19 protein-coding genes are annotated in these 19,333 nt (G+C 62.6%); 8 read left to right on the plus strand and 11 right to left on the minus strand.

The features are described 5' to 3' along the window. Positions 1–31 precede the first annotated feature (31 nt). The 3 genes from murC to ACILSQ_RS24920 all read right to left on the minus strand — a co-directional run bounded on the left by murC (position 32) and on the right by ACILSQ_RS24920 (position 2,976). A complete protein-coding gene (murC, locus tag ACILSQ_RS24910; RefSeq protein WP_395746391.1) occupies positions 32–2,338 on the minus strand; it encodes a UDP-N-acetylmuramate--L-alanine ligase in 2,307 nt (768 codons plus the stop codon). A 64-nt stretch (positions 2,339–2,402) separates the two neighbouring features. Beyond that, positions 2,403–2,717, minus strand: coding sequence for a type II toxin-antitoxin system RelE/ParE family toxin (locus ACILSQ_RS24915; protein ID WP_395746392.1), 315 nt, complete (start codon positions 2,715–2,717; stop codon positions 2,403–2,405). Further along, complete coding sequence (locus ACILSQ_RS24920; protein WP_395746393.1) at positions 2,707–2,976, minus strand: type II toxin-antitoxin system ParD family antitoxin; 270 nt, start codon at positions 2,974–2,976, stop codon at positions 2,707–2,709. The genes ACILSQ_RS24915 and ACILSQ_RS24920 overlap by 11 nt, the downstream gene beginning before the upstream one ends. Positions 2,977–3,134: 158 nt before the next feature. On the opposite strand from ACILSQ_RS24920, the gene ACILSQ_RS24925 reads away from it, so the two are divergent. Continuing rightward, positions 3,135–3,869, plus strand: a complete 735-nt coding sequence (locus ACILSQ_RS24925) for a CorA family divalent cation transporter (protein WP_395746394.1) — start codon at positions 3,135–3,137, stop codon at positions 3,867–3,869. An 8-nt stretch (positions 3,870–3,877) separates the two neighbouring features. On the opposite strand, the gene ACILSQ_RS24930 is transcribed toward ACILSQ_RS24925, so the two are convergent. Further along, positions 3,878–5,296, minus strand: coding sequence for a pectate lyase (locus ACILSQ_RS24930; protein ID WP_395746395.1), 1,419 nt, complete (start codon positions 5,294–5,296; stop codon positions 3,878–3,880). 24 nt (positions 5,297–5,320) lie between these two features. Then, positions 5,321–6,721: a DUF2851 family protein gene (locus ACILSQ_RS24935; RefSeq protein ID WP_395746396.1), complete on the minus strand. Its 1,401-nt coding sequence runs from the start codon at positions 6,719–6,721 to the stop codon at positions 5,321–5,323. Between the two features lie 165 nt (positions 6,722–6,886). Here ACILSQ_RS24935 and ACILSQ_RS24940 point away from each other — a divergent pair, with 165 nt between their 5' ends. From ACILSQ_RS24940 to ACILSQ_RS24955, 4 genes are all read left to right on the plus strand, one after another. Continuing rightward, the gene (locus tag ACILSQ_RS24940) at positions 6,887–7,183 is read left to right on the plus strand and encodes a hypothetical protein (protein WP_395746397.1); all 297 of its coding nucleotides are present in this window, start codon (positions 6,887–6,889) and stop codon (positions 7,181–7,183) included. A 143-nt stretch (positions 7,184–7,326) separates the two neighbouring features. Further along, positions 7,327–8,655: a sensor histidine kinase gene (locus ACILSQ_RS24945; RefSeq protein ID WP_395746398.1), complete on the plus strand. Its 1,329-nt coding sequence runs from the start codon at positions 7,327–7,329 to the stop codon at positions 8,653–8,655. A 39-nt stretch (positions 8,656–8,694) separates the two neighbouring features. Further along, positions 8,695–10,125, plus strand: coding sequence for a sigma-54-dependent transcriptional regulator (locus tag ACILSQ_RS24950; RefSeq protein ID WP_395746399.1), 1,431 nt, complete (start codon positions 8,695–8,697; stop codon positions 10,123–10,125). A 268-nt stretch (positions 10,126–10,393) separates the two neighbouring features. Beyond that, positions 10,394–10,606, plus strand: coding sequence for a hypothetical protein (locus ACILSQ_RS24955; RefSeq protein WP_395746400.1), 213 nt, complete (start codon positions 10,394–10,396; stop codon positions 10,604–10,606). A gap of 81 nt (positions 10,607–10,687) precedes the next feature. On the opposite strand, the gene ACILSQ_RS24960 is transcribed toward ACILSQ_RS24955, so the two are convergent. Next, a complete protein-coding gene (locus ACILSQ_RS24960; RefSeq protein WP_395746401.1) occupies positions 10,688–12,049 on the minus strand; it encodes a non-reducing end alpha-L-arabinofuranosidase family hydrolase in 1,362 nt (453 codons plus the stop codon). Further along, entirely contained in the window at positions 12,046–12,708 is a 663-nt protein-coding gene (locus tag ACILSQ_RS24965; protein ID WP_395746402.1) for an HAD family hydrolase, read from the minus strand. Before ACILSQ_RS24965 ends, ACILSQ_RS24960 begins: the two co-directional genes overlap by 4 nt. Before the next feature lie 155 nt (positions 12,709–12,863). Between ACILSQ_RS24965 and ACILSQ_RS24970 the strand changes: the two genes are divergently transcribed. Next, the gene (locus tag ACILSQ_RS24970) at positions 12,864–13,397 is read left to right on the plus strand and encodes a DUF1990 family protein (protein ID WP_395746403.1); all 534 of its coding nucleotides are present in this window, start codon (positions 12,864–12,866) and stop codon (positions 13,395–13,397) included. On the opposite strand, the gene ACILSQ_RS24975 is transcribed toward ACILSQ_RS24970, so the two are convergent. Genes ACILSQ_RS24975 through ACILSQ_RS24990 form a run of 4 tightly spaced genes read right to left on the minus strand, consistent with a single transcriptional unit; the run spans position 13,370 to position 17,051 of the window. Further along, a complete protein-coding gene (locus ACILSQ_RS24975) occupies positions 13,370–13,651 on the minus strand; it encodes a DUF2442 domain-containing protein (RefSeq protein WP_395746404.1) in 282 nt (93 codons plus the stop codon). The two genes, ACILSQ_RS24970 and ACILSQ_RS24975, sit on opposite strands and share 28 nt — an antisense overlap. A 4-nt stretch (positions 13,652–13,655) precedes the next feature. Further along, positions 13,656–13,913 (minus strand): DUF4160 domain-containing protein, encoded by a 258-nt coding sequence (locus ACILSQ_RS24980; protein ID WP_395746405.1) that lies wholly within the window; start codon positions 13,911–13,913, stop codon positions 13,656–13,658. A 38-nt stretch (positions 13,914–13,951) separates the two neighbouring features. Next, positions 13,952–15,979 (minus strand): FAD-dependent oxidoreductase, encoded by a 2,028-nt coding sequence (locus ACILSQ_RS24985; RefSeq protein ID WP_395746406.1) that lies wholly within the window; start codon positions 15,977–15,979, stop codon positions 13,952–13,954. A 52-nt stretch (positions 15,980–16,031) separates the two neighbouring features. Further along, positions 16,032–17,051: a potassium channel family protein gene (locus tag ACILSQ_RS24990; RefSeq protein WP_395746407.1), complete on the minus strand. Its 1,020-nt coding sequence runs from the start codon at positions 17,049–17,051 to the stop codon at positions 16,032–16,034. Positions 17,052–17,169: 118 nt separating this feature from the next. Between ACILSQ_RS24990 and ACILSQ_RS24995 the strand changes: the two genes are divergently transcribed. Both ACILSQ_RS24995 and ACILSQ_RS25000 read left to right on the plus strand, forming a co-directional pair. Then, on the plus strand, positions 17,170–18,093 hold the full coding sequence (locus tag ACILSQ_RS24995; protein ID WP_395746408.1) for a ThuA domain-containing protein: 924 nt from the start codon (positions 17,170–17,172) through the stop codon (positions 18,091–18,093). Positions 18,094–18,112: 19 nt separating this feature from the next. Continuing rightward, positions 18,113–19,327, plus strand: coding sequence for a sialidase family protein (locus tag ACILSQ_RS25000; protein ID WP_395746409.1), 1,215 nt, complete (start codon positions 18,113–18,115; stop codon positions 19,325–19,327). Positions 19,328–19,333 lie beyond the last annotated feature (6 nt).

Here is a 19,333-nt window from a genome sequence, read left to right on the forward strand (position 1 = left end):
TGAAAAATACGTCTGAGTTGTCAGACGCCTGTCACAGCGGCAGCGGCTGGTCCTCGCCGATGACCTTCACTTCCATCTCCAGGGTCACGCCGCGTTCGTGCATGGCCGTGTCTTTGATCTGGGCCACGAGGTCGAGGACTTCGCGGGCGGTGGCGCCGCCTTGATTGACGATGAAGTTGGCGTGGACGTCGCTGACGATGACTTTGCCCACGCCGCGGCCTTTGAGGGCCAGATCATCAATGAGCTTGCCCGCACCGCAGACTTCAGGATTCTTGAAGGTGCAGCCGGCGCTGGCGCCCACGGGCTGGGTGGTGCGGCGTTTTTGGTGCGAGGCGGCCAGCTTGGCATCGATCTCGGCCTGCGGGGCTGGCGTGCCTTTCATGACGGCGGAGACGACGTAGCGCTCCTCAAACTCGGGCACGCTGCGGTAGTGGTGGGTGATCTCGGCAAGCGGCTTTTCCTTGATGCTGCCGTCGGTGTCGATGAAGCGGACGCTGACGATGCGGTCAAAGGTCTCGCTGCCCATGGCGCCGGCGTTCATGCGGATGGCGCCGCCGAGATTGCCCGGGATGCCTTCCATCCATTCAAATCCACCAATGCCCGCATTGCGCGCGGCACTGGCGATTTTTTTGAGCCGTGCTCCGGCTCCAGCAGTGATGAGGTCGCCATTGACCGTGACGTTCTCAAAGTCGCCCTTGGTGTGAATGACCGCACCGCGAATGCCCCCGTCTTTGACGAGAAGATTGGAACCACGGCCGATGACGCGAATCGGAATCGAAGCGGAGCGCAGGTAGCGCACAACTTCAGCAAAGGACGCCTCGTTGCGCGGCTCGATCCAATACTGTGCAGGGCCGCCGATGAGCCAGGTGGTGTGGCGGTTCATCGGCTCGTAGAGCTTTGCCACGCCGCCTCCATTCGCGTCAAGAATGGCGTAGAGTTTTTCGAGCACGGGCAGATCACGGGCGATGCAGCGGCCGACTTCGTGCACATTGCCGGCACCCAGGGTGATGAGAAGGTCGCCGGGGCGCAGAGCATTGCCCACTTTGTCGCGTGCGATGGGCATCGTCGGCGTGCTGCCGGTCTTGGTGTGGTTGTTTTGCAGCCGCACTTCTTCCAGGATGGTCTCGCCACTGACACCAGGCAGCGGCTTTTCGCTGGCGGGATAAACGTCGGTGACGAAGAGCTCGTCCACATCGCCAAAGCTGGCGCCGAATTCCTTCTTCAAGAGCTGCGTGCGGCTGTAGCGGTGCGGCTGGAACAGGCAGACGATGCGCCTGGCTTTGAGGCCCTTCGCCGTGGCCAGGGTGGCGGCGATCTCGCTGGGATGGTGGCCGTAGTCGTCCACCACGGTGAAACGCTCGCCGCTGTGGCGGATTTCAAACCGGCGCTTGGCCCCGCGGAAGGTGCGCAGCGCGTGCTGAATGGCTTCAAATGTCACACCGCAGCGGGTGGCAAGCGCGATGGCGGCGAGGGCATTGCTGACGTTGTGCCTGCCGGGGATGCCGAGCGTGGCCGTACCAAGAAGCTGGTCTTTTTGATACACCTCGAACTCGGAGTGATCAGGCTTCATCGAGAGGATGTTTGCCGAGAAATCATGATCACGACTCCAGCCATAGCTGACACCCTGCGGCCCGGCGCAGACTTCGCTGGCCACGGGGTCCTCGGCGCAGTACACCCAGTGCGTGCGCGTCTGGCTGAGCACCTGGCGGAACACCGCCTTGATGGCTTCGATGCCGTCGTAGAAGTCCAGATGCTCGGGCTCGATGTTCAGCACGATGGCGTGCTCCGGGGTGAAGTTCACCAGTGTGCCGTCGCTTTCATCGCCCTCGGCCACAAACAATTCACCTTCAGCGTCCCAGTGCGCATTTGAGCCCAAAATGGGAATCTCCGCGCCGACGTAGTGGCTGGGCTTCAGGCCGCCCTGGCGCAGCACGTGTGCGGTGAGCGCGGAGGTGGTGGTCTTCCCATGCGTGCCGCAGACGACGACACCCTGCTTGTTCGCCATCACCGCGGCCAGCGCCTCAGCGCGGCGGATCAGCGGGATGCCCTGCTTGTAGGCCGCTTCATAGGCCACGTTGCCGGGCTTGATCGCGCTGGAGTAGATGACCATGTCGCAGTCCTCCACTTCCTTGTCCGTGTGGCCGTGGAAGAACTGCAGCCCCAGCTTTTGCAGGCGCTCCGTCTCCAGCGTGGTGGCCTTGTCGGAACCGCTGACCTTGTGCCCCAGGCCCAGCAGCAGCAGCGCCAGCCCGCTCATGCCTGACCCGGCCACGCCGATGAGATCGATGCGCATGGGGTGACGGCTTTCTCTGAGGAGGCTGAGGACGGCGTGGGTCATGATGGATGAGCGCGGAAGCTAGGCCGTGATTGGCATGCGGGCAAGATTTGCGGTTGAGCCTTCTTCATTCGCGCTCAACGTCCTCCCGCAGACGGGCCGGAATGTCCATTTTCTCATGAAGCACGCTGATGACGCCGAGCCGCTTCTTGGAGAGTTCGCGAAAGAAAACGTAATGGTGACGATGGCGGAAGAAATAGATGGCCTTCAGGGATGCATCCAATACTGGCCTCCAGCGGTGACGCTGGCCTGAGACAGTCTCGATCTCTGCGACCAGTTCACGAACATAAGTGTCCGCCTGCTTTTCACCCCATTTCTTCTCGGTGTAGTCCCAGATCTCCAGAATGCGCTCCTGGGCGGCTGGGTAAATTTTAGCGGGCATTGGCTTTTTTGCGCTTTCTGGCCTTGGCAATCAAATCCTCTGCATCCAGCGTCACAAATTCCGATTCATCCGCTTCGGCGCCCGCACTCAGTTCATTCCTGAGCCAGGCCCATTTGCGTTTTTCCTCCTGCTCATAGTCACGACGGACGAGATCGCGAATGTACTCACTGGTCGAGCTGTAGAGTCCCGATTTGAGGACACGCTGCTGGATGAAGCCCTGAAGCTCCCCCGCGAATCGAACATTGACGCCCGCTGCCATGATGAACAGTGGGGGATGTCCTCAAGATTGTCAAATTTGTGGGACAGAAAGAATTTCCCAAGTGATTCCCCAGTCATTGACAAACCACCGGTGATTTTCCAATCGCCCGCCTCCTGTGTCTCTGCTCTCATGGCAGCGGGATCGATACATTCCCAATCATGAAACCAGACATTCAAATCATTCCGAAACTGTGGGCCACCATTCCTGAGGCGATTCGCAACCGGGTGGGGCGGGAGGCGGGGACGCAGCGCGCGATCTTTGAGGAGGGGCATCTGCTCATCATCCTCCATCAGCTCCCCAGTCCGCATGACGTGGAGCGGCGGCCCGCCTTGTTCTGGCGGCAGCCGGACGGGACCTGGAAGTCGAACCCCGAAAATGGCGGCAGCCAGGCGCTGCAAAACCATCTGGCGGCCTACGCGGCGCGGCTGGAGGAGCTGGACAAGGAGGAGCATGGGGCGCAGACCGCCGCCGAGTACCACCGGGTGCTGGAGGCCATCGCCCCCGTGCTGCGCAGCAGCCGCAGCATGCACCGCGCCATGCAGCAGGCGCGTGAGTTTGTGAAACTGGACCGAGATGTCATCAATCTGCGCGACCAGGCCGCGAGCGTGGAACGCACCGCCGAGCTGCTGCTGCAGGACGCTCAGTTTGGGCTGAACTTCACCGTGGCCAAGCAGGCCGAGGCGCAGGCGAAAAGCGCTCAGATCATGGCCAGCACCTCGCACCGCCTCAATGTGATGGCGGCGCTGTTCCTGCCGCTCACGGCGCTGACAGGCCTGTTCAGCATGTATGTCCGGGCGGATGTGGCCGACACACCCACCAACTTCTGGCTGATCGCGGGAGCGGGTGTGCTCATCGGCCTGGTGATGAGCTCGTTTGTAGTGGCGAGACGTTAAGAGAGAGGTTACTCCCCGCTCTTCTTCCGGGCTTCGAGGTAGTTCGTCATCGCATTCATGTTTTTGACGAACTCGCCGCAGTCAATCTGGTCGTCCTTGATCCAGCGGCCTTCGCTGTCCAGGGACTCGGCGGCTTTTTTGGCCTTGGAGGCGGCGCCTTTCGCGCGGCTGGCCCATTCCTTGGGCGTCTGCGGTCCGGCGAAGTTTTGCTGCAGTTCCTCGCGGCCTTTGGCGAGCTGCCGTTTGAAGACGTCCAGCTTGCTCTGCTGGCTGGTCTTGAAGGAGTAATGGGTGGGCATGTTGCTGTCGTCATAGGTCAGCACGTAGGTGTCCTTGACGAAGAAGAGGGGTTTGTTGGTCTGGAGCTCGTAGAAGCGCGCATGGGTGCCGTCGGCCAGCTTGGAGCGCTCGAACCATGACAGGGCGGGCTGGATGGGGCGGAGGTATTTGTCATCTCCGGTGACGACCCAGAGCTGATGCAGCACCTCCATGGCGCCGAGGCTTTCGTAGCCGGTGACGGACGGGGGCTCAAACTTGCGCGCCCAGGTGGGGTGCATGTCGCGGTCATACTGCTGCGCCCAGACGGGCTGCGGCTCGGGCATCTGCGCCAGCAGGAAGAACTCGCCGAGCTTCTTCAATGAGGCGAGGTAGCGCTCGTCTTTTTCGAGATCGTAGGCGCGGAAGAGCACGCGTGCGATCTGGTGCAGGTTGTCGTCATTGAGCGTGTAGTAGCCGGTGTACTTCACGGCTGGGAAGGTGCGGCTCCAGGTCTCCGGATAGCTGGCTTTCACCACAGGCGCCGTGGGGTCCGCCGGGCCGCTGAACTGCTGGGGCCATGCGCCGTTCGGAGCCTGGGCGGCAAGCAGCGAATCGAAGGCAAACTTGGTGCAGCGTTTCAATTCGGCATCGTCTTTGCAGGCGGGCTCGTGCACCATCTCCAGCAGGAAGAGCAGCGCGGACTCGGTCTTGTTGTCGTCGAGGGTGGAGGAGTTCTTGCGCTTGCCGGGGTCTTTGTCGCCGGCTTCGAGATCGCTGCGCAGATGGTACTTTTTGATCTTCTCAGGATCGAAATCAAAGTCGCTGTCCCAGCCGCCGGTGGCGAGCTGGCATTTGATCAGCGACTTGGCGGCGTCCTTGGCGGCGGTGAGAAAGACCTCATCGCCCGTGGCTTGGTAGGCCTTCAGCATGGCCAGGCCCATGGTGGTGGTGCCGTGGGGCTGGATGGAGGTGAGGGTGGCGGACTTGCCGTGCTCCACTTCGCCGATCTTGCCCTCCTTGTCATACGAGGAGGCGTAGCCGCCCTCCCTGGCCAGATGCGTGTGAGCATAGGTGACGGCCTTCTTCATGGCCGCCGTGATGACGGCGGGATCAGGCAGTTCTGCGAGAGCGAACGATGAAGACAGGGCGAGAAAGAGAAGGGGACGCATGGCTGGGATGGCAAAACGTCGGGTTCAACTCCACTCCTTCAATCTTTCCGGGAAGGGGCAGTCGGCACAGGCGGAGTCGTCTTCCAGGCAGAAGTCCTCATAAATTTGCAGCAGGCCCTGCTGATGGTGCAGCTTTTTGGTGAAGTCATGGCCGCGTGTGTCATCGCCAAACAGACGCATCACGGCACGGCGCACCTTCTGATTGTCCAGCAGGGCGGGGAGCTCCAGGTATTCGGCCCACAGGCGCGTGCGCTCCGGCACCAGCAACGGATAGGCGACGTTCGCCAGCATCTCCTGCACGCGAGTCTCGCCGATCAAGGCGACGGGTTTTGCCGTCGCCTCCGCGAGCAGGGTGTAGTGAGTGCTCCAGAAGTCGTGCGTGAGGGACAGCAGCGTCTCGCGCCAGGCGGCCTGGCTCCAGCGGGTGGCATCTGCCAGGGGAGTGATGATGGACGGCCAGGAGCACAGCATGGCGGCGAGCGCGCCGAGGCGGCGCTGCGGGTGGTTGCCGGGGCGGATGGCGTTGAGCTTCCAGCGCAGGAGGTGGCGGTCGTCCAGCCAGCGCTCCACTCCGCCGCGCAGCTTCCACCATTCGCTCCAGAGCTGGCGGAGGTAGGAACGGGTGGCGGGCTCCGTGTCGTCGCTGCGCACGCCTTCGAGGAAACCGGAGATGCCGAAGAGCCAGGCCTCGCGCTTTGCGGCGTCCATTTGGATGATTTTCTTCAGCGGCAGCCGCTGGGAAAGGATGACAAAGGGCTGCTGGTTTTTGCGGTAGCCCAGTGTTTGTGCCAGGGCCTGGTAGATGGCCTGCTCACGCCCCTGCGCGGCCACATTGCGATGCAGACGCCTGGATTTCAGATCCAGGCGATGCTGCGCGGCGGATTCGATGATGGACTGCACGCGTGCGGCCTCCATCTCGCGCAAAGGGGCGGCGCAGCGGCCCAGCCGCGCCTGGGCCAGGTGAGGCTTGGGTTTGATGCCCTCTGGCAGCATGCCGGCGTGCAGCAGCACCTGCGGCACCGCGTGGTGCTGGCTGGTGCGGGTGTAGAAACGTTCCTGCGGCGCGTGCAAAAACAGGTGCAGCACCACGCGGTTGAAGTTTTCATTCGCACCGTGGGCATGCCGTTCCCAGTCGCGGGCATCGGGGTCAAGCTCGATGTCTCCACGCAGCGTCTGACCCTCGATCACGATGGCGCAGCCGGTGAAGTCGGGCCCAGCGCCGGAATTCCACACGCCAAAATCGGCGATGCGCACGGCCTTGTCGTCCGTGGTGGTGAACTCGTGACCGAAGGCACCCGCGAACCACAGGCTCTGCAGTTCCATCTCTGTCATGGGCTCGGCAAAGCCGGGCAGCGCCTCCGCCACGCCGGAAAAGACGGCGTCGCGAAAACGTGCGTAACGGTCGGCGAGCGGGAGCGGCGTCATGACGTCTGGGTAGGCCTGGCACCAAGGCCGGAGTTGCGAGGAATGCCACTGGATTTATGATCCAGCAGCACGGAAGCTGGAAGAAACTCCAACACGTTTCGTTGCTTCCCGACACCGCAGGATTGTTCCGCGAACGAAATTCAAATCCAGTCCAGCCATCCAACCATGAAAACGAAACTGATGCTTGCCGTTCTGCTGGCCGCCGCCTCCGTGGCACAGGCCGGACCGCCCATGACACCCGCAAAGGTGAAAAAGCCTCTGCGCATCAGCCAGATCAAGGGCATCTTCAGCCGGTCCCAGCCCAGCGTGCCGGCGCAGCAGGGCGGCACGGGCGGTGCTGCTTCCAGCGGCGGCGCAGCCGCACCCAGCGCACCTGCTCCGGAGGTCACCAATCCTCCAGTCAAAAAGACCCATGTCCGTACCTTCCTGAATCATCCGGTGACTGCTCCCGGCCCGAAATGAGGAGGGGGGCCTGGCTGGTCATCAGACGCCGGGCCGAAAGCCAGTCGTCGGAGATGACAGCTTCTTCATTGAAGTCCCATGGCTGGTTTCACAATCGGTGCAGGATGAAAGTGAATGCGCTGCATCCTGTGTATAGTTGATGCATGACGATCTCCGCGTGGAAGCAAGCCGCCGTGGCGCTGGCCCTGTCCCTTCTTGCGGCCGCGGCGGGACTGGTGCTGCTGATCGTGCTGCGGCTGCGTGAGGTGGAGCAGCTCCGGGGGCTGGCCCATGAGGAGCAGGAGATCGGCCTGCGCTTTCACCGCGACGGCGCGGCCCTGATGCTGGACCTGCACAGTGCTGCGCTGCGGCTGGGCGATGGCGAGGTGAGTTTGGGAAAGCAGGACCAGTATGCGGTGTTGTTTGCGCGCACCGAGGCTTTCTTCCGCCACCCGCCAGTGTCGCTCACGGGCGCGGAGGCCACCTCACTGGAGGAGGTGCAAAAGGATCTGCGCATCTACGGGGAGCAGGTGCAGAGCTGGCTGGCGCTGCCTGACAAGGAGAGGCTGGCCGGGGTGATGCGGGCGGACGAGCCCTTCCGGGAAATGCTGCGGGACCTGCAGTCTCTGCGGGATGCCTGCGGAGCCCGCCTGCTGGACCGGGTGAGCGAAATGCGGGAGTCGATGCATGAAATGCAGTGGCGGGTGGTGGTGGCGGCGGTCGTCATGGCGCCCCTGTTCGGCGTGCTGCTGTGGATGATCCACCGCGGCTGGTTCCAGCCGCTGCAGGAGCAGGCGGCGCTGGTGGAGCATGCAAAAACCGCGCGTGATGAAATGGCCTCTCTCAGCAGCCTGGCCGCCGGGCTGGCGCACGAGATCCGCAACCCAGTTGGCGCGTTGAAAAACCGCGCCTATGCGCTGAGCCTGCTGGTGGATGCCGAGCTCCAGCCCAAGGTGGCCGCGCAGGTGAGCAGCATGAACCGCGAGCTGGACCGGGTGGAGCACATCGTGGGGGATTTTTTGATTTACGCCCGTCCTTCGGAGCCGCGCATCATCGAGTGTGCGCTGGCGGAGCTGGTGGACACGTTTCATCATGACCACCAGGCGGAGATGCAGGAGCGTGGCGTGCGCTTCGAGCTGGGCGTGGTGGAAGACACAAGCTTTCATGCCGATCCGGACCTGCTGCGGCAGGCGGTGCTGAACCTGATCCGCAATGCCACGGAGGCCTGCGGCGGACGCGCGGACGGGCGGGTGCTGCTGGAGGCGCTGGTGCTGGAGCGCCGCATCGTGCTGGCGGTGACGGACAACGGCCCCGGCGTGCCCGAAGATCTCCAGGAGCGTCTGTTCAAGCCCTTTGCCACGCTGAAGCGCGGCGGCACAGGCCTGGGGCTGAGCATCAGCCGCAGCATCGCCCGCAGGCATGGCGGAGACCTGCTGCTTGCGTCCACCTCGGCGGAGGGCACGCGGTTTGAGCTGCGGCTGCCGCGTGTTTGAGGCACTTGCACGGAGGCGGGTGTGGCGGCACCATGACGCATGTCTGAACACAGCGCCCGGCTGCTGCTGATCGATGACGACGACGACTTCGCGTCGTCGCTGCTCACCGTGCTGGAAACCAGCGGCCACCTGGTGCGGCGCGCCAGCGATGGCACCACGGGCGTGCAGATGGCCATGACAGAGTCGTTTGACGTGGTGATCTGCGATTTCCGCATGCCGGGCATCGGCGGCATGGATGTGCTGCAGCAGCTCCATGCGGCGAAGCCCAGGCTGCCGGTGATCCTGATGACGGCCTTCAGCACCACGGAGCGCGCCATCGAGTCGATGAAGGCTGGCGCGTTTGACTACCTGCTGAAGCCGTTTGATCCCCCCGAAATGCTGCGGGTGGTGGAGCGCGCGCTGCACATGTCCTCCGCCTCCGCGCGTCCGGTGCCCCTGCGTGAGGGGGAGGCGGGGAAGGCGGCGCTGATCGGCCGCAGCCGCGCAATGCAGGAGGTCTTCAAGCAACTGGGCAGCTACGCGGCCACGCCGGTGCCGGTGCTGATCCTGGGAGAGACGGGCACGGGCAAGGAGCTGGTGGCCCGTGCGCTGCACCTGCACAGCAGCCGGGCCGAGCAGCCCTTTGTGGCGGTGAACTGCGCGGCGATCCCGGAGAACCTGATCGAGAGCGAGCTCTTTGGTCATGAGAAGGGAGCCTTCACCCACGCAGTCTCGCGCCGCGCGGGGCGCTTTGAGCAGGCGCAGGGCGGCACCTTGTTTCTGGATGAGATCGGCGACATCCCGCCGCCGGTGCAGGCAAAGCTGCTGCGTGTGCTGCAGGAGCGGCGTGTGAGCCGGGTGGGCGGCAGCCAGGAGCTGGAGCTGGATGTGCGCGTCATCACCGCGACACACCGGGATCTGACTGCGATGATCAAGAAGGGGGAGTTTCGGGAAGACCTGCTCTACCGCCTGAATGGCGCCGTGCTGCGGCTGCCCCCGCTGCGGGAGCGCACGGAGGACATCACGCCGCTGACCCGGCATTTCCTGGCCAAGGTGGCCGCGCAGCTCGGCATCGCGGAGCCCGCCATCGAGAGGGAGGCGCTGGAGGTGCTGAAGCAGCACCGCTGGGCCGGCAATGTGCGCGAACTGGAGAATGCGGCGCGCACCCTGCTCATTGAGGCGCGCGGCTTTCCCATTTCGGCGGAGATGGTGCGCATCCTTTTGGAATCGGAATCACCACCAGCGGAGACACCGGCGCGCACGATGACGGAAGTGGTGGAGAACTGCCTGCATGCCGCGCAGGCGGGGAGGCTGCCTGGCGGGGCGCTGAATGCGGCGGTGGAGGCGCTGGAGCAGGTGCTGTATGCCAGCGCGCTGCGGCTGGCTGCGGGCAATCAGAGCCAGGTGGCTGAATGGCTCGGCGTCTCCCGGGTGACGGTGCGGGAGAAGCTGGACCGCTACGACCTGCTGCCCAGGCGGGCCAAAAAGTGAGCTGACGCCACCTGGCGAAACGCTTTGGAAGTTTACACAGGGTGCTTTGAAACTTTACAACCAGGCGATGGAAAGCGCCGGCCGTGGAACCCTCCCCAAATGCTGGAGCCCAGCAAAATCAAGGCCTCCAGCGCCGCAGAGGGCTGCTGGCATGGAACTGGCATTACTTCCAGGGCGATTCAGGAACGCTCCACCGCCAATCCAAATGCGAAGAGCGCCTCCCGGATGCCATTCCATCCAATCCAACCAACCCTAGCCAATACCAGCTATGAAAATGAAACTGATGCTTGCCGCTCTGCTGGCCTCCGCCGCCTTTGCCCAGGCCACTCCCGCCATCACCCCGGCCAAATCCAAGGCCTCGCTCCACCTGAACAATGTGAAGAGCATCTTCCACCGGTCTGTCCAGCGGCCCGTCACGGGCCCGAAAGTCGCCAACGGTCCGTTCCTCAATCATCCGGATTCAGCTCCAGGGCCGCACTGAGAAAGAAAGGCCGCCCCCTCGGGCGGTCTGGCAGGCACAGCATAAGGCCGCACGTCGCAGAGACGGCGGCCGTATGTCGTTTCACGGCTGAATTTTTGGCCGGGGAAGCCAGGGATTCCCAGGAATTTTTTCTGCTTTGGGAGACAGAAGCACACCCTGGCGAAACAAGGTCAGGCGCAGGCCGGACTGCCGGGCGATTTCTTCGAGGGCACCGCGATAGGAAATGTTTTCCGCGTTCATGGAAACGACTGCGGTGGAGGTTTTGTCATCGGCCCTGACGATGGAATTCACTCCTCCGATCTTGCCCCCTGACGCTGTTTGCACATCCCGGCTCTTCACGCGCAGGTATTCCATGGCCTCTTCCACATTCGCACCTTGGAAGCTGATTTTGGGAAAGATAAAGCGGTTCAGGGTCTGCTCCAGGAAACTGGTTTGAAAATCAAGAATCCCGATCTGCCAGGGGATGCTGCCGTATTTTTTCGCCTTGTAGCCTTCATCATCCACGCCCTGGAAGACGAAGCGGAGGTTGGCGGGATCGACTTCAAGGATCTCGTTGTTGCTGCTGCGAATGAGCTCGCCGTGGCTGATGCTGGTGGTCCAGGGATTTTCTTGCGTGACGTTCGCGGTGGAGGCAAAGGGGTGGTCGCGTGTGGCGGCCAGTGGTGTCCAGGGGCCTTCGAGTTTGTCAGCCAGCCAGGCTTTGTAGTAGCGCTGTCCGGGCGCCATGGCTTCGATGAGGGTGAGATACTGCTCGCGGCCTTTGAGCTTGTAGGTGTGGGAGGCTTCAAAGAGCTCCTCCTTGGTCTCTTTGAGCAGGAGCTCGGGTTTGGACCAGCCGAGCGGGAAGCTGGACAGGGCGGTTTCGCGCCGCCAGAAATGGCCGTCGTCGCTGGTGTAGAAAAGATGCGCCTTGGCGGAGTCGCAAATGACCCAGAAGTCGATCCATTTGATTTTGTCGCCGCCTTCGGGCAGCGCTTCGATCATGGGCTGCGGTTTGGTCCAGGACTTTGGATCCGCGAGGGTGGACGTGGTGGAAAAGTACGGCGCCATCTTCGGCGCACGGCGTTCATCGGCGAGCTGGTAGATGAGATACCATTTTTGATGCGGCGTGAAGAAGAACACCTGGGGGGCGCAGTGATACTGATCATGGAAGTCGAGCGTGTGGCGCGTGGCTTTGCCGGCGTCTTTCCAATCAGCGAAGCTGAGGTATTGCATGTCCACCTTGCCGGAGGCGCGGCGATGCGTGGCAAACAAATGCCATTTTCCCTCATGAAACACCAGGGTGGGATCCTTGAGCGCCACATCGGGGTCCGCTGCATTTGTGGCGGGGCCGATGAGCGGTGGAGAGCTCTGCCACTGGAAATCCCCCGTGCTCAGCCACGCTGGATCAGCCGCGTGAAGCGTGCTGATGAACCAGAGGACGAGCAGCGTGGGCAGTTTCATGCCATGAGTTCCTGGAGAGATACCTGGACGAGCGAATCGACGCGCTTCCACGCGCCGCTGAAATCCAAATGTCGCGTCATGGGCCCGGGCGCGACGATGCAGCGGATGCCTGCGGCCATGGCGGCGCGGAGTCCATTCAGGGAGTCTTCAAAGATGATGGCTTCGGCTGGTGCGACGCCGAGCTTTTCCGCGGCGTGCAGGAAAAGGCTGGGGTCGGGCTTCACCTTGCCGGTGTCATCCACGGTGGAGATGTGGTGGAAGTGGTGGTGCAGGCCGAGCTGATCCATCCAGGAATCAATCCACACCCGCGGGCTGCTGCTGGCGATGGCGATGCGCAGGCCGAGCGCGGCGGCTTCCTGCAGACGATCTGCCACGCCGGGGAGGAGCTGCAGGTGCCTGCGCAGCTCATTTTCACGGATCTTGCGTTCGATCTCGATGGCGGCCCAGTCGAAGTCGCGGCCGGTGAGCTGTTCGAGGTCCCGCTTGGGATCATAGCTGCCCGTGAGGAAGTCGGTGCCCACGGCCTGGGCGTAGCGCTCCACGGGGAGTTCATGGCCGTGCGTGGTGAAGATTTCTCTCCAGGTGTGGTAACCGGTGCTTTCAGTGTCAACGATGAGGCCGTCGAAGTCGAAGATGACGGCGCGGATGGATGGGGGCATGCGGATGGATGGCCGAAAGTGCCGCAAGATGCAAAAGATTCGAAAGCTGTGAAAGCTGGCGGCGCATCTTTTGTGCAAATTCGTTTCGTCTGCTCCCAAGGGCATGGCAGCATGCAGTCACGATGCTCAGCCTGAAACGCCCTGCCCCCGAACAAATGCACCGACTGCTGGAGTCATGGAAAAATGAGCCGTTGAGCTACACGCCGCCGTTTGCGGGAGGCTTCATTGCCGATGAGCATGAGGTGAGGCTGGGCAGTGGAGAGGAAGTTTATCGTGCCGCGTGCGAGGCTCTGGACGCATGGGTCATGTTTCCCACCTGGGCGGAAGTGGACCGCTTGGAAGCCAAGGGGCAGCAGGTGGGGCAGATCGTGGCGATGGTCACGCGCATCTGCGGCCTGTGGTGGGCAAACCCCTGCCGCATCCTGCGGCGCTGCGACTCCGAGAATTCTCATGGCTTTGTGTACGGCACGCTGCCAGAACACACCGAGTGCGGCGAGGAGCAGTTCGTCATCGAGCGCAGGGCGGATGGCAGCGTCTGGTATGCCATCCGCGCGTTTTCACATCCTCATCATTGGATGGCCTGGCTCGGCTTCCCGCTGGCCCGCTGGTGGCAGTGCCGGTTTGTGCGGGATTCGCAGCGGAGGATGAGGGAGCTTAAATCTCAACCGACAAAGCCTTGCTGCGCATAGCGGCGCAGCGTTTCGGGGGCGATGTCGTATCCATTTGGCCATGACACAACGCCATAGGCCAGAAAAGCCTCAGCAAACAAACCCGGATCTGACAAGGCCCGCCGCAACGGGCCGCCATCGTTGCCGTAGGCCGCAAAATCGAGTTCGGTAACATAACCATCCCGAAAGCGCAGGCTGATCCGATGCGGGCCTGTGACCTGCAAGGCGGCGACTTCGCATGCTTCGAGAGAAACGGTGGAACCGGCGGTGATCATAAGGTTAGTCCAAGGGTGAAATACGTTTCAGCGGAAGATGCCGTTCTGCCAAGCTCCAGTTTTCATTGAGTTCGTCAGAATGAATGGCTGCCCATTCACGAACAAGCCGGTAGGCCTGTCCCGTCATCTCTCCCTCCATCAGGCTTCCATCAAGTGTGAATGCCGCACGTTCGCCTTCGTAACGAGCATGGAAATGCGGAGGAAGATGATCGTCATAGAACATCTCCACCCGGATTCCAAAGAATCGGCTAATTTCGGGCATTCCATAATGTGGGCGCAAAGCCCGGCGTGATCAAGTCTTCACGCTGGCCGGGCGCCTTTCAGCAGATCAAACAGCGTGATCATTCCCAGCAGCTTTTTATCCGCGTCCACCACCACCGCTTTGCTCACACCGCTGCGCATCAGCGTGCCCACCAGCACCGGCACCGGGGTATCTGCAGTGATGCAGAAAGGCTTCGTCAGCGGCAGGGTCTGCAGCTTGTCCACGCAGGTGAGGCCGTGGTTTTTCAGCCACTCATAGGCGACGGAGCGGCGCAGCAGGCCGATGACACAGCCATCCGCAGTGACGGGATAGGTGCTGTGCGGGTGCGCCTGAAACTCCGCCACGGCATCCTGGACGGTGACACCGGCATCGAGAGAGGCGATGTCCCGCGTCATCACATCGGCGGCGCAGGCATTGCGGGTGGCCTCCGGAATCATGCTCACGGTTTGCTGGATCTCCTCGGGCAGGTGGTACTGCTGCGCGGTGCCGCGGAAGAGCGCATCCAGCGAGCCGATGCTTTTGGCGAGCGTCTTGAAGGTCCCGCCGTCAATGGCGACGAGCTCGCTGGATTCAGTGGCCGTGGCGTCGAAACGCCAGATGCCGTCACTGAGCAGCGCGCGCTCGCCGAAGTGCTCACCCGGGCCGGCGGCCTTCACGATCTGCCCCTGGGCATCGGTGATGTTGACGTTGCCCTTTTTGACGGCGTAGAGGGATTGCGCGGGTTCGCCGGCGTGAAAGAGGGAGTCGCCGGGCTCGAGGTGCATTTCGCCGAGGGGGGAGGAGAAGCTGGGGGTGAGTAGATTGATGTCGCGCGGGAAGAACAGCTCGAAGGTCCACTCCGCCATCACGCGCAGCTTGCGGTCGAAACCGGGCAGCTTCATGAGGTAGATGCTGCGCCACATGAACCAGGCGATGATGCCGGAGAAGCGCATGCCAAACACCTGTGCCACGGCCTTGCGATGGCCGATGGTGGCGAGTTCGCCGAGGCCGGTGAAACGGAAGGGTTTCAAGGTCCGCCCGGTGAAAGCGGCGGCGATGTTTTTGGCCACGAGCGCGCCCTGGCGCATGGCAAACTGCGCGGTCTCAGGGCAGTTGCCGCCGTCGGCTTTGGGAAAGACGGCGCAGTCACCGGCAGACCACACATCTTTCAGGCCTTTGACCTGCCCCGTGGCCTCCACCACGACCTTGCCGCGCTCCACCGGCAGCGCCCCGGTGCTGCCGAGGGCGGTGATCTGCGGATGCGGCGCATTGCCCACCGTGCAGACCACCAGCGTGGCGGAAAGGCAGACGCCATCGCCAAGCTGCACTGTGCGCGCGGTGACGGCGCGCACGCGGCTTTTGAAGAGGATCTTCACGCCCATCTCGGCGAGGCATTTTCCGGTGTAGGCACCGAGGCTTTCGCTCAGCATGCCCAGCAGCCGGTCGCCGCTGTGGATCAGAGTCACACTGGGCTCGTCCGGCTCGATGTTTTCATAAAAACGGCGTGCGCCAACGATCAAATCCTGGATCTGCCCGGCGGTTTCCACGCCGGAGTAGCCACCACCGACGATGACGAAGGACAGCAGTTCTTTGCGCAGCTTGGGGTTGGTGATGAGATTGGCCTCCTCCATGCGGCTGATGATGGCGGCGCGCAGCTTCATGGCGTCCCCCACGGTGCGCATGAGGTAGGCGTGCTCCGCCATGCCGGGGATGCGGCTGAGATCCACACCGGCGCCGGGAGCGAGCATGATGTGCTCAAAACCCACCGTGATCTGCGGTGTGAAGGCGCCCCCGTTCAGCGTGATGATGCGGTGCTCCAGATCGATGTGGGTGACCTCTCCCTTCAGCACCTCCGCCTCCTGGCAGATCATGCGGATGGGATTGACCACATGCTGGGGCGAGAGGGAGCCGCCCGCGACTTCCGGCAGCATGGGCTGGAAGACCATGTGGTTCTCGCTGGCGATGACGGCCACGGTCATTCCAGCCACTTCGCGGGTGAGGCGCACGAGTTCACGCGCACAATAGACTCCTGCAAACCCTCCGCCGATGATGACTACTTTGAAAATGCGGTCGGGCTGCTTGGGCATGGCTGGCGTGCAGGCGCAGGCAGCGCGCCAGCTTGAGCGAAAAATGCATGTTTCAGGTCCGCTCCCGCCGCATGACGCGCTTCATCACCACCAGGGCGTCGCCTGGCATGAGCATGGCGCTGGGGCTGGGGTTCAGATCCGTGGCGCCCTCCTTGCGCAGGATGGCCACGGGCAGCATCCGTCCGGCGGTGCCAGTCTCCACGTCGGAGATGCGCTTGTGCATCCAGGGCGAATCCTGGCGGATTTCGATCTCCTCCAGGTCGAGCCCCAGTTCCGTGAGATGGTGGTCAAAGTCGATGCTGGCCTTCGTCTTGCCGCCAATGAGGTCGCGTGTGTTTGGGTGCAGGATCAGGTGCGCGATGCGGTCTGCGCCGATGTGGGCCGGCAGCACCACGCGGTTGGCTCCGGCCTGCAGCAGCTTGCGTTCGGTGGAGGGCACTTCGCCGCGGGCGATGATCTGGATGCCCGGGTTCATGTTGCGCGCGCTGAGGGTGATGAAGACATTCGCCGCGTCATTGGGCAGCACCGTGGCCAGCACCCGTGCGCGGCTGATGCCGGCGTGCTTCAGCACGGATTCATCGGTGGCTTCTCCCTGCAGTGTGAGGAAGCCCGCATCCCGCACCTCCGCCACGCGGTCGGTGGCCTGATCCACAATGACAAAAGGAATGCCGCCTGCCTGAAGCTGCGAGGCGATCATGCGGCCAATGCGGCCGTAGCCGCAGATGATGGCGTGGTTGGTGAGTTTTTCGATTTCGTTTTCCATGCGTTTGCCTCCCAAAGCCCGTTGAATCTGCGCCTCCGTGAGCCATTGCACCAGGGTGCCGGTCACAAAAATGATGCCGGTGCAGCCAAAGAGAATCAGGATGATCGTCCACGCCCGCAGCCAGGGGTCGGTGATGGGGACCACCTCGCCGTAGCCGACGCTGAAGGCGGTGATGACGACCATGTAGAAGGCGTCGCTCCACGACCACCCCGCCATCCGGTAGCCCACGGTGAAGACTGCCATGACCGTGCCCACAAAGGCAAAGGCATAGAGGACATTGGTCTGGGGCCGGCTTTTCGAAATGGGCATGCGGTCGGGCGGAAGGGAGAAAGGAGCGAAAGGCGTGCCAGAAGCCGGGCAGTCGTTTGAAGATCGTGAAAAGCTGCGTGCGCTGCGGGCGTTTGCTTTCCACCTTCCAGCCCATTCTATGAAGCATCTGCTCACCGCCCTTCTGGCCTTCTCACTCCTCGGCTCCGCCTTTTCAGCGGACAAGAAATCCATCGTCATGATCGCGGGCAAGCCCTCGCACGGGCCGGGACAGCATGAGCACAATGCGGGCATCCAGCTTCTGAAAAAATGCCTGGAGCAGGGCGTGGCGGATCAGGTGGACATCAAGTTTCATCTCAACGGAGAGTGGCCCTCCCAGGAGGAGCTTTCCAAGGCGGACACGGTGGTGATTTACTCGGACGGCGGCGGGGGACATCCCGCCCTGCAGGGCGACCGCCTGGCTCAGCTCGACAAAGAAATGAAGCGCGGCTGCGGCTTCCTGACGCTGCATTATGCGGTGGAGCCGACGATCGAAAAAGGTGGCAAGGAATTCATCGACTGGATGGGCGGCTGCTTTGAGATCAACTGGAGCGTGAACCCGCACTGGGACGCCAATTTCAAGGAACTGCCCGCACACCCCATCAGCTCTGGCGTGAAGCCCTTTGGCACTAATGACGAGTGGTACTTCCACATGCGTTTCCGCCCAAACATGGAGGGCGTGACGCCGATCCTCAGCGATGTGGCGCCTGAATCGACCATGAGCCGCCCGGATGGCGCGCACAGCGGCAATCCGGCCGTGCGTGAGTCGGTGAAAAACAAGGAGAAGCAGCATGTGGCCTGGGCCTGTGAGCGGGCCGATGGCGGCCGTGGGTTTGGTTTCACGGGTGGACACTACCACCGGGGCTGGGCCAATGACGAGCAGCGCAAGCTGGTGCTGAACGCCATCCTGTGGACCGCGAAAGGCAAGATCCCCGAAGGCGGTGTGGCCTCTCGCGTCACGGAAGATGACATGAAGGCGAATCTGGACCTCAAGCCCGGCCAGGGCCTGCCAGAGAAGCCAAAGCCTGCACCCAAGGCGAAGTAACTTTCTGCCTCCAGATGCCATGAAACGCCGTCATTTTCTCCAGCAAAGCACGGCGGGCATGCTGGCCGCCAGTCTGGCCTCCGGGCAGTCAGCCTCTCCGCTGATCGCCTCGGTGGAAACGATCACGCTCAAGCGCGGGCGTGATGGCAGCGGGCCGTCGTGGTTCCATCCGCGGCCCTGCCTTATGCCGTCCAAGGACGGGCCGGTGGTGCTGATGACGATGCAGGAGATTCGCGGCTCGGACTTTTTTCTGCCGGTGCACTGGATGGAGTCGCGTGATCTTGGCAAAACGTGGTCGGAGCCGCAGCCCATTCCGGCACTGGGCCGTGAACCCACGACAGACGGACGTGGCGAGGAAGGCGTCTGCGATGTCGTGCCGCAGTATCATGCGAAAACCAGCACCGTGCTGGCGATGGGGCTCAATGTCTTCTACCGCGGCCCCAAGTTTGAGCGTGACCAGCCGCCGCGCTGCCCGGTGTATGCGGTTTATAAAAACGGCCAGTGGTCCGGGAGGAAACATTTGGCCTGGGATGATCCGCGCGGCGCCAATATTTACACCAACAACTGCGGCCAGCGCGAAGTGCTGGAGGACGGCAGCATCGCCTTTGTGATGTCCTTCGGCGCGCAGCAGACGGGCCGCTCCGCCGCGGGTGTACGCTGCTCATTTGATGGAGAGACGCTGGCCATTCAAAAGGTGGGCCGTGAAATCAAACACCCGAAAGGGCGCGGACTGCTGGAGCCGTCTCTGGTGCGGTATCGCGGGAAGTTCTATGTGACGCTGCGCGCCGAGGACAAACGCGGCTACGTGGCCGCGAGCGATGACGGCCTGGATTTCGAAGAAAAGCAGCCCTGGTGCTGGGACGATGGCACACCGCTGGAGATGAGCACCACGCAGCAGCACTGGCTGCCGCACAGCGAGGCGCTGCATCTTGTGTACACGCGGAAGGACGCCAGCAATGTGAACGTGATCCGCTGGCGCTCGCCGCTCTTTATGGCGCAGGTGGACCTAAAAACGCTGCGCCTGATCCGTGAAACGGAGCGTGTCGTTCTTCCTCTGGAGGGCGACGGCATCAAGGCGCCTGATGAGGTGCCGCTGATGGGCAATTTCCAGACCACCAACATTTCTCCAGATGAATCCTGGGTTACGGACGGCGGCATGCTGCCCAAGCATGGATTCAAAGGCGATCTCCTGCTCGGCAAAATCCGCTGGAGCCGGCCGAATGCGCTGGTGTGATGCGGA

Source organism: Prosthecobacter sp., from assembly GCF_044227185.1.
Lineage (GTDB): Bacteria > Verrucomicrobiota > Verrucomicrobiia > Verrucomicrobiales > Verrucomicrobiaceae > Prosthecobacter.

Coding starts and splice junctions, on each gene's coding strand:
- murC (WP_395746391.1), bottom strand. CDS start 2,338: ATGACCCACGCCGTCCTCAGCCTCCTCAGAGAAAGCCGTCACCCCATG.
- ACILSQ_RS24915 (WP_395746392.1), bottom strand. CDS start 2,717: ATGCCCGCTAAAATTTACCCAGCCGCCCAGGAGCGCATTCTGGAGATC.
- ACILSQ_RS24920 (WP_395746393.1), bottom strand. CDS start 2,976: ATGGCAGCGGGCGTCAATGTTCGATTCGCGGGGGAGCTTCAGGGCTTC.
- ACILSQ_RS24925 (WP_395746394.1), top strand. CDS start 3,135: ATGAAACCAGACATTCAAATCATTCCGAAACTGTGGGCCACCATTCCT.
- ACILSQ_RS24930 (WP_395746395.1), bottom strand. CDS start 5,296: ATGCGTCCCCTTCTCTTTCTCGCCCTGTCTTCATCGTTCGCTCTCGCA.
- ACILSQ_RS24935 (WP_395746396.1), bottom strand. CDS start 6,721: ATGACGCCGCTCCCGCTCGCCGACCGTTACGCACGTTTTCGCGACGCC.
- ACILSQ_RS24940 (WP_395746397.1), top strand. CDS start 6,887: ATGAAAACGAAACTGATGCTTGCCGTTCTGCTGGCCGCCGCCTCCGTG.
- ACILSQ_RS24945 (WP_395746398.1), top strand. CDS start 7,327: ATGACGATCTCCGCGTGGAAGCAAGCCGCCGTGGCGCTGGCCCTGTCC.
- ACILSQ_RS24950 (WP_395746399.1), top strand. CDS start 8,695: ATGTCTGAACACAGCGCCCGGCTGCTGCTGATCGATGACGACGACGAC.
- ACILSQ_RS24955 (WP_395746400.1), top strand. CDS start 10,394: ATGAAAATGAAACTGATGCTTGCCGCTCTGCTGGCCTCCGCCGCCTTT.
- ACILSQ_RS24960 (WP_395746401.1), bottom strand. CDS start 12,049: ATGAAACTGCCCACGCTGCTCGTCCTCTGGTTCATCAGCACGCTTCAC.
- ACILSQ_RS24965 (WP_395746402.1), bottom strand. CDS start 12,708: ATGCCCCCATCCATCCGCGCCGTCATCTTCGACTTCGACGGCCTCATC.
- ACILSQ_RS24970 (WP_395746403.1), top strand. CDS start 12,864: ATGCACCGACTGCTGGAGTCATGGAAAAATGAGCCGTTGAGCTACACG.
- ACILSQ_RS24975 (WP_395746404.1), bottom strand. CDS start 13,651: ATGATCACCGCCGGTTCCACCGTTTCTCTCGAAGCATGCGAAGTCGCC.
- ACILSQ_RS24980 (WP_395746405.1), bottom strand. CDS start 13,913: ATGCCCGAAATTAGCCGATTCTTTGGAATCCGGGTGGAGATGTTCTAT.
- ACILSQ_RS24985 (WP_395746406.1), bottom strand. CDS start 15,979: ATGCCCAAGCAGCCCGACCGCATTTTCAAAGTAGTCATCATCGGCGGA.
- ACILSQ_RS24990 (WP_395746407.1), bottom strand. CDS start 17,051: ATGCCCATTTCGAAAAGCCGGCCCCAGACCAATGTCCTCTATGCCTTT.
- ACILSQ_RS24995 (WP_395746408.1), top strand. CDS start 17,170: ATGAAGCATCTGCTCACCGCCCTTCTGGCCTTCTCACTCCTCGGCTCC.
- ACILSQ_RS25000 (WP_395746409.1), top strand. CDS start 18,113: ATGAAACGCCGTCATTTTCTCCAGCAAAGCACGGCGGGCATGCTGGCC.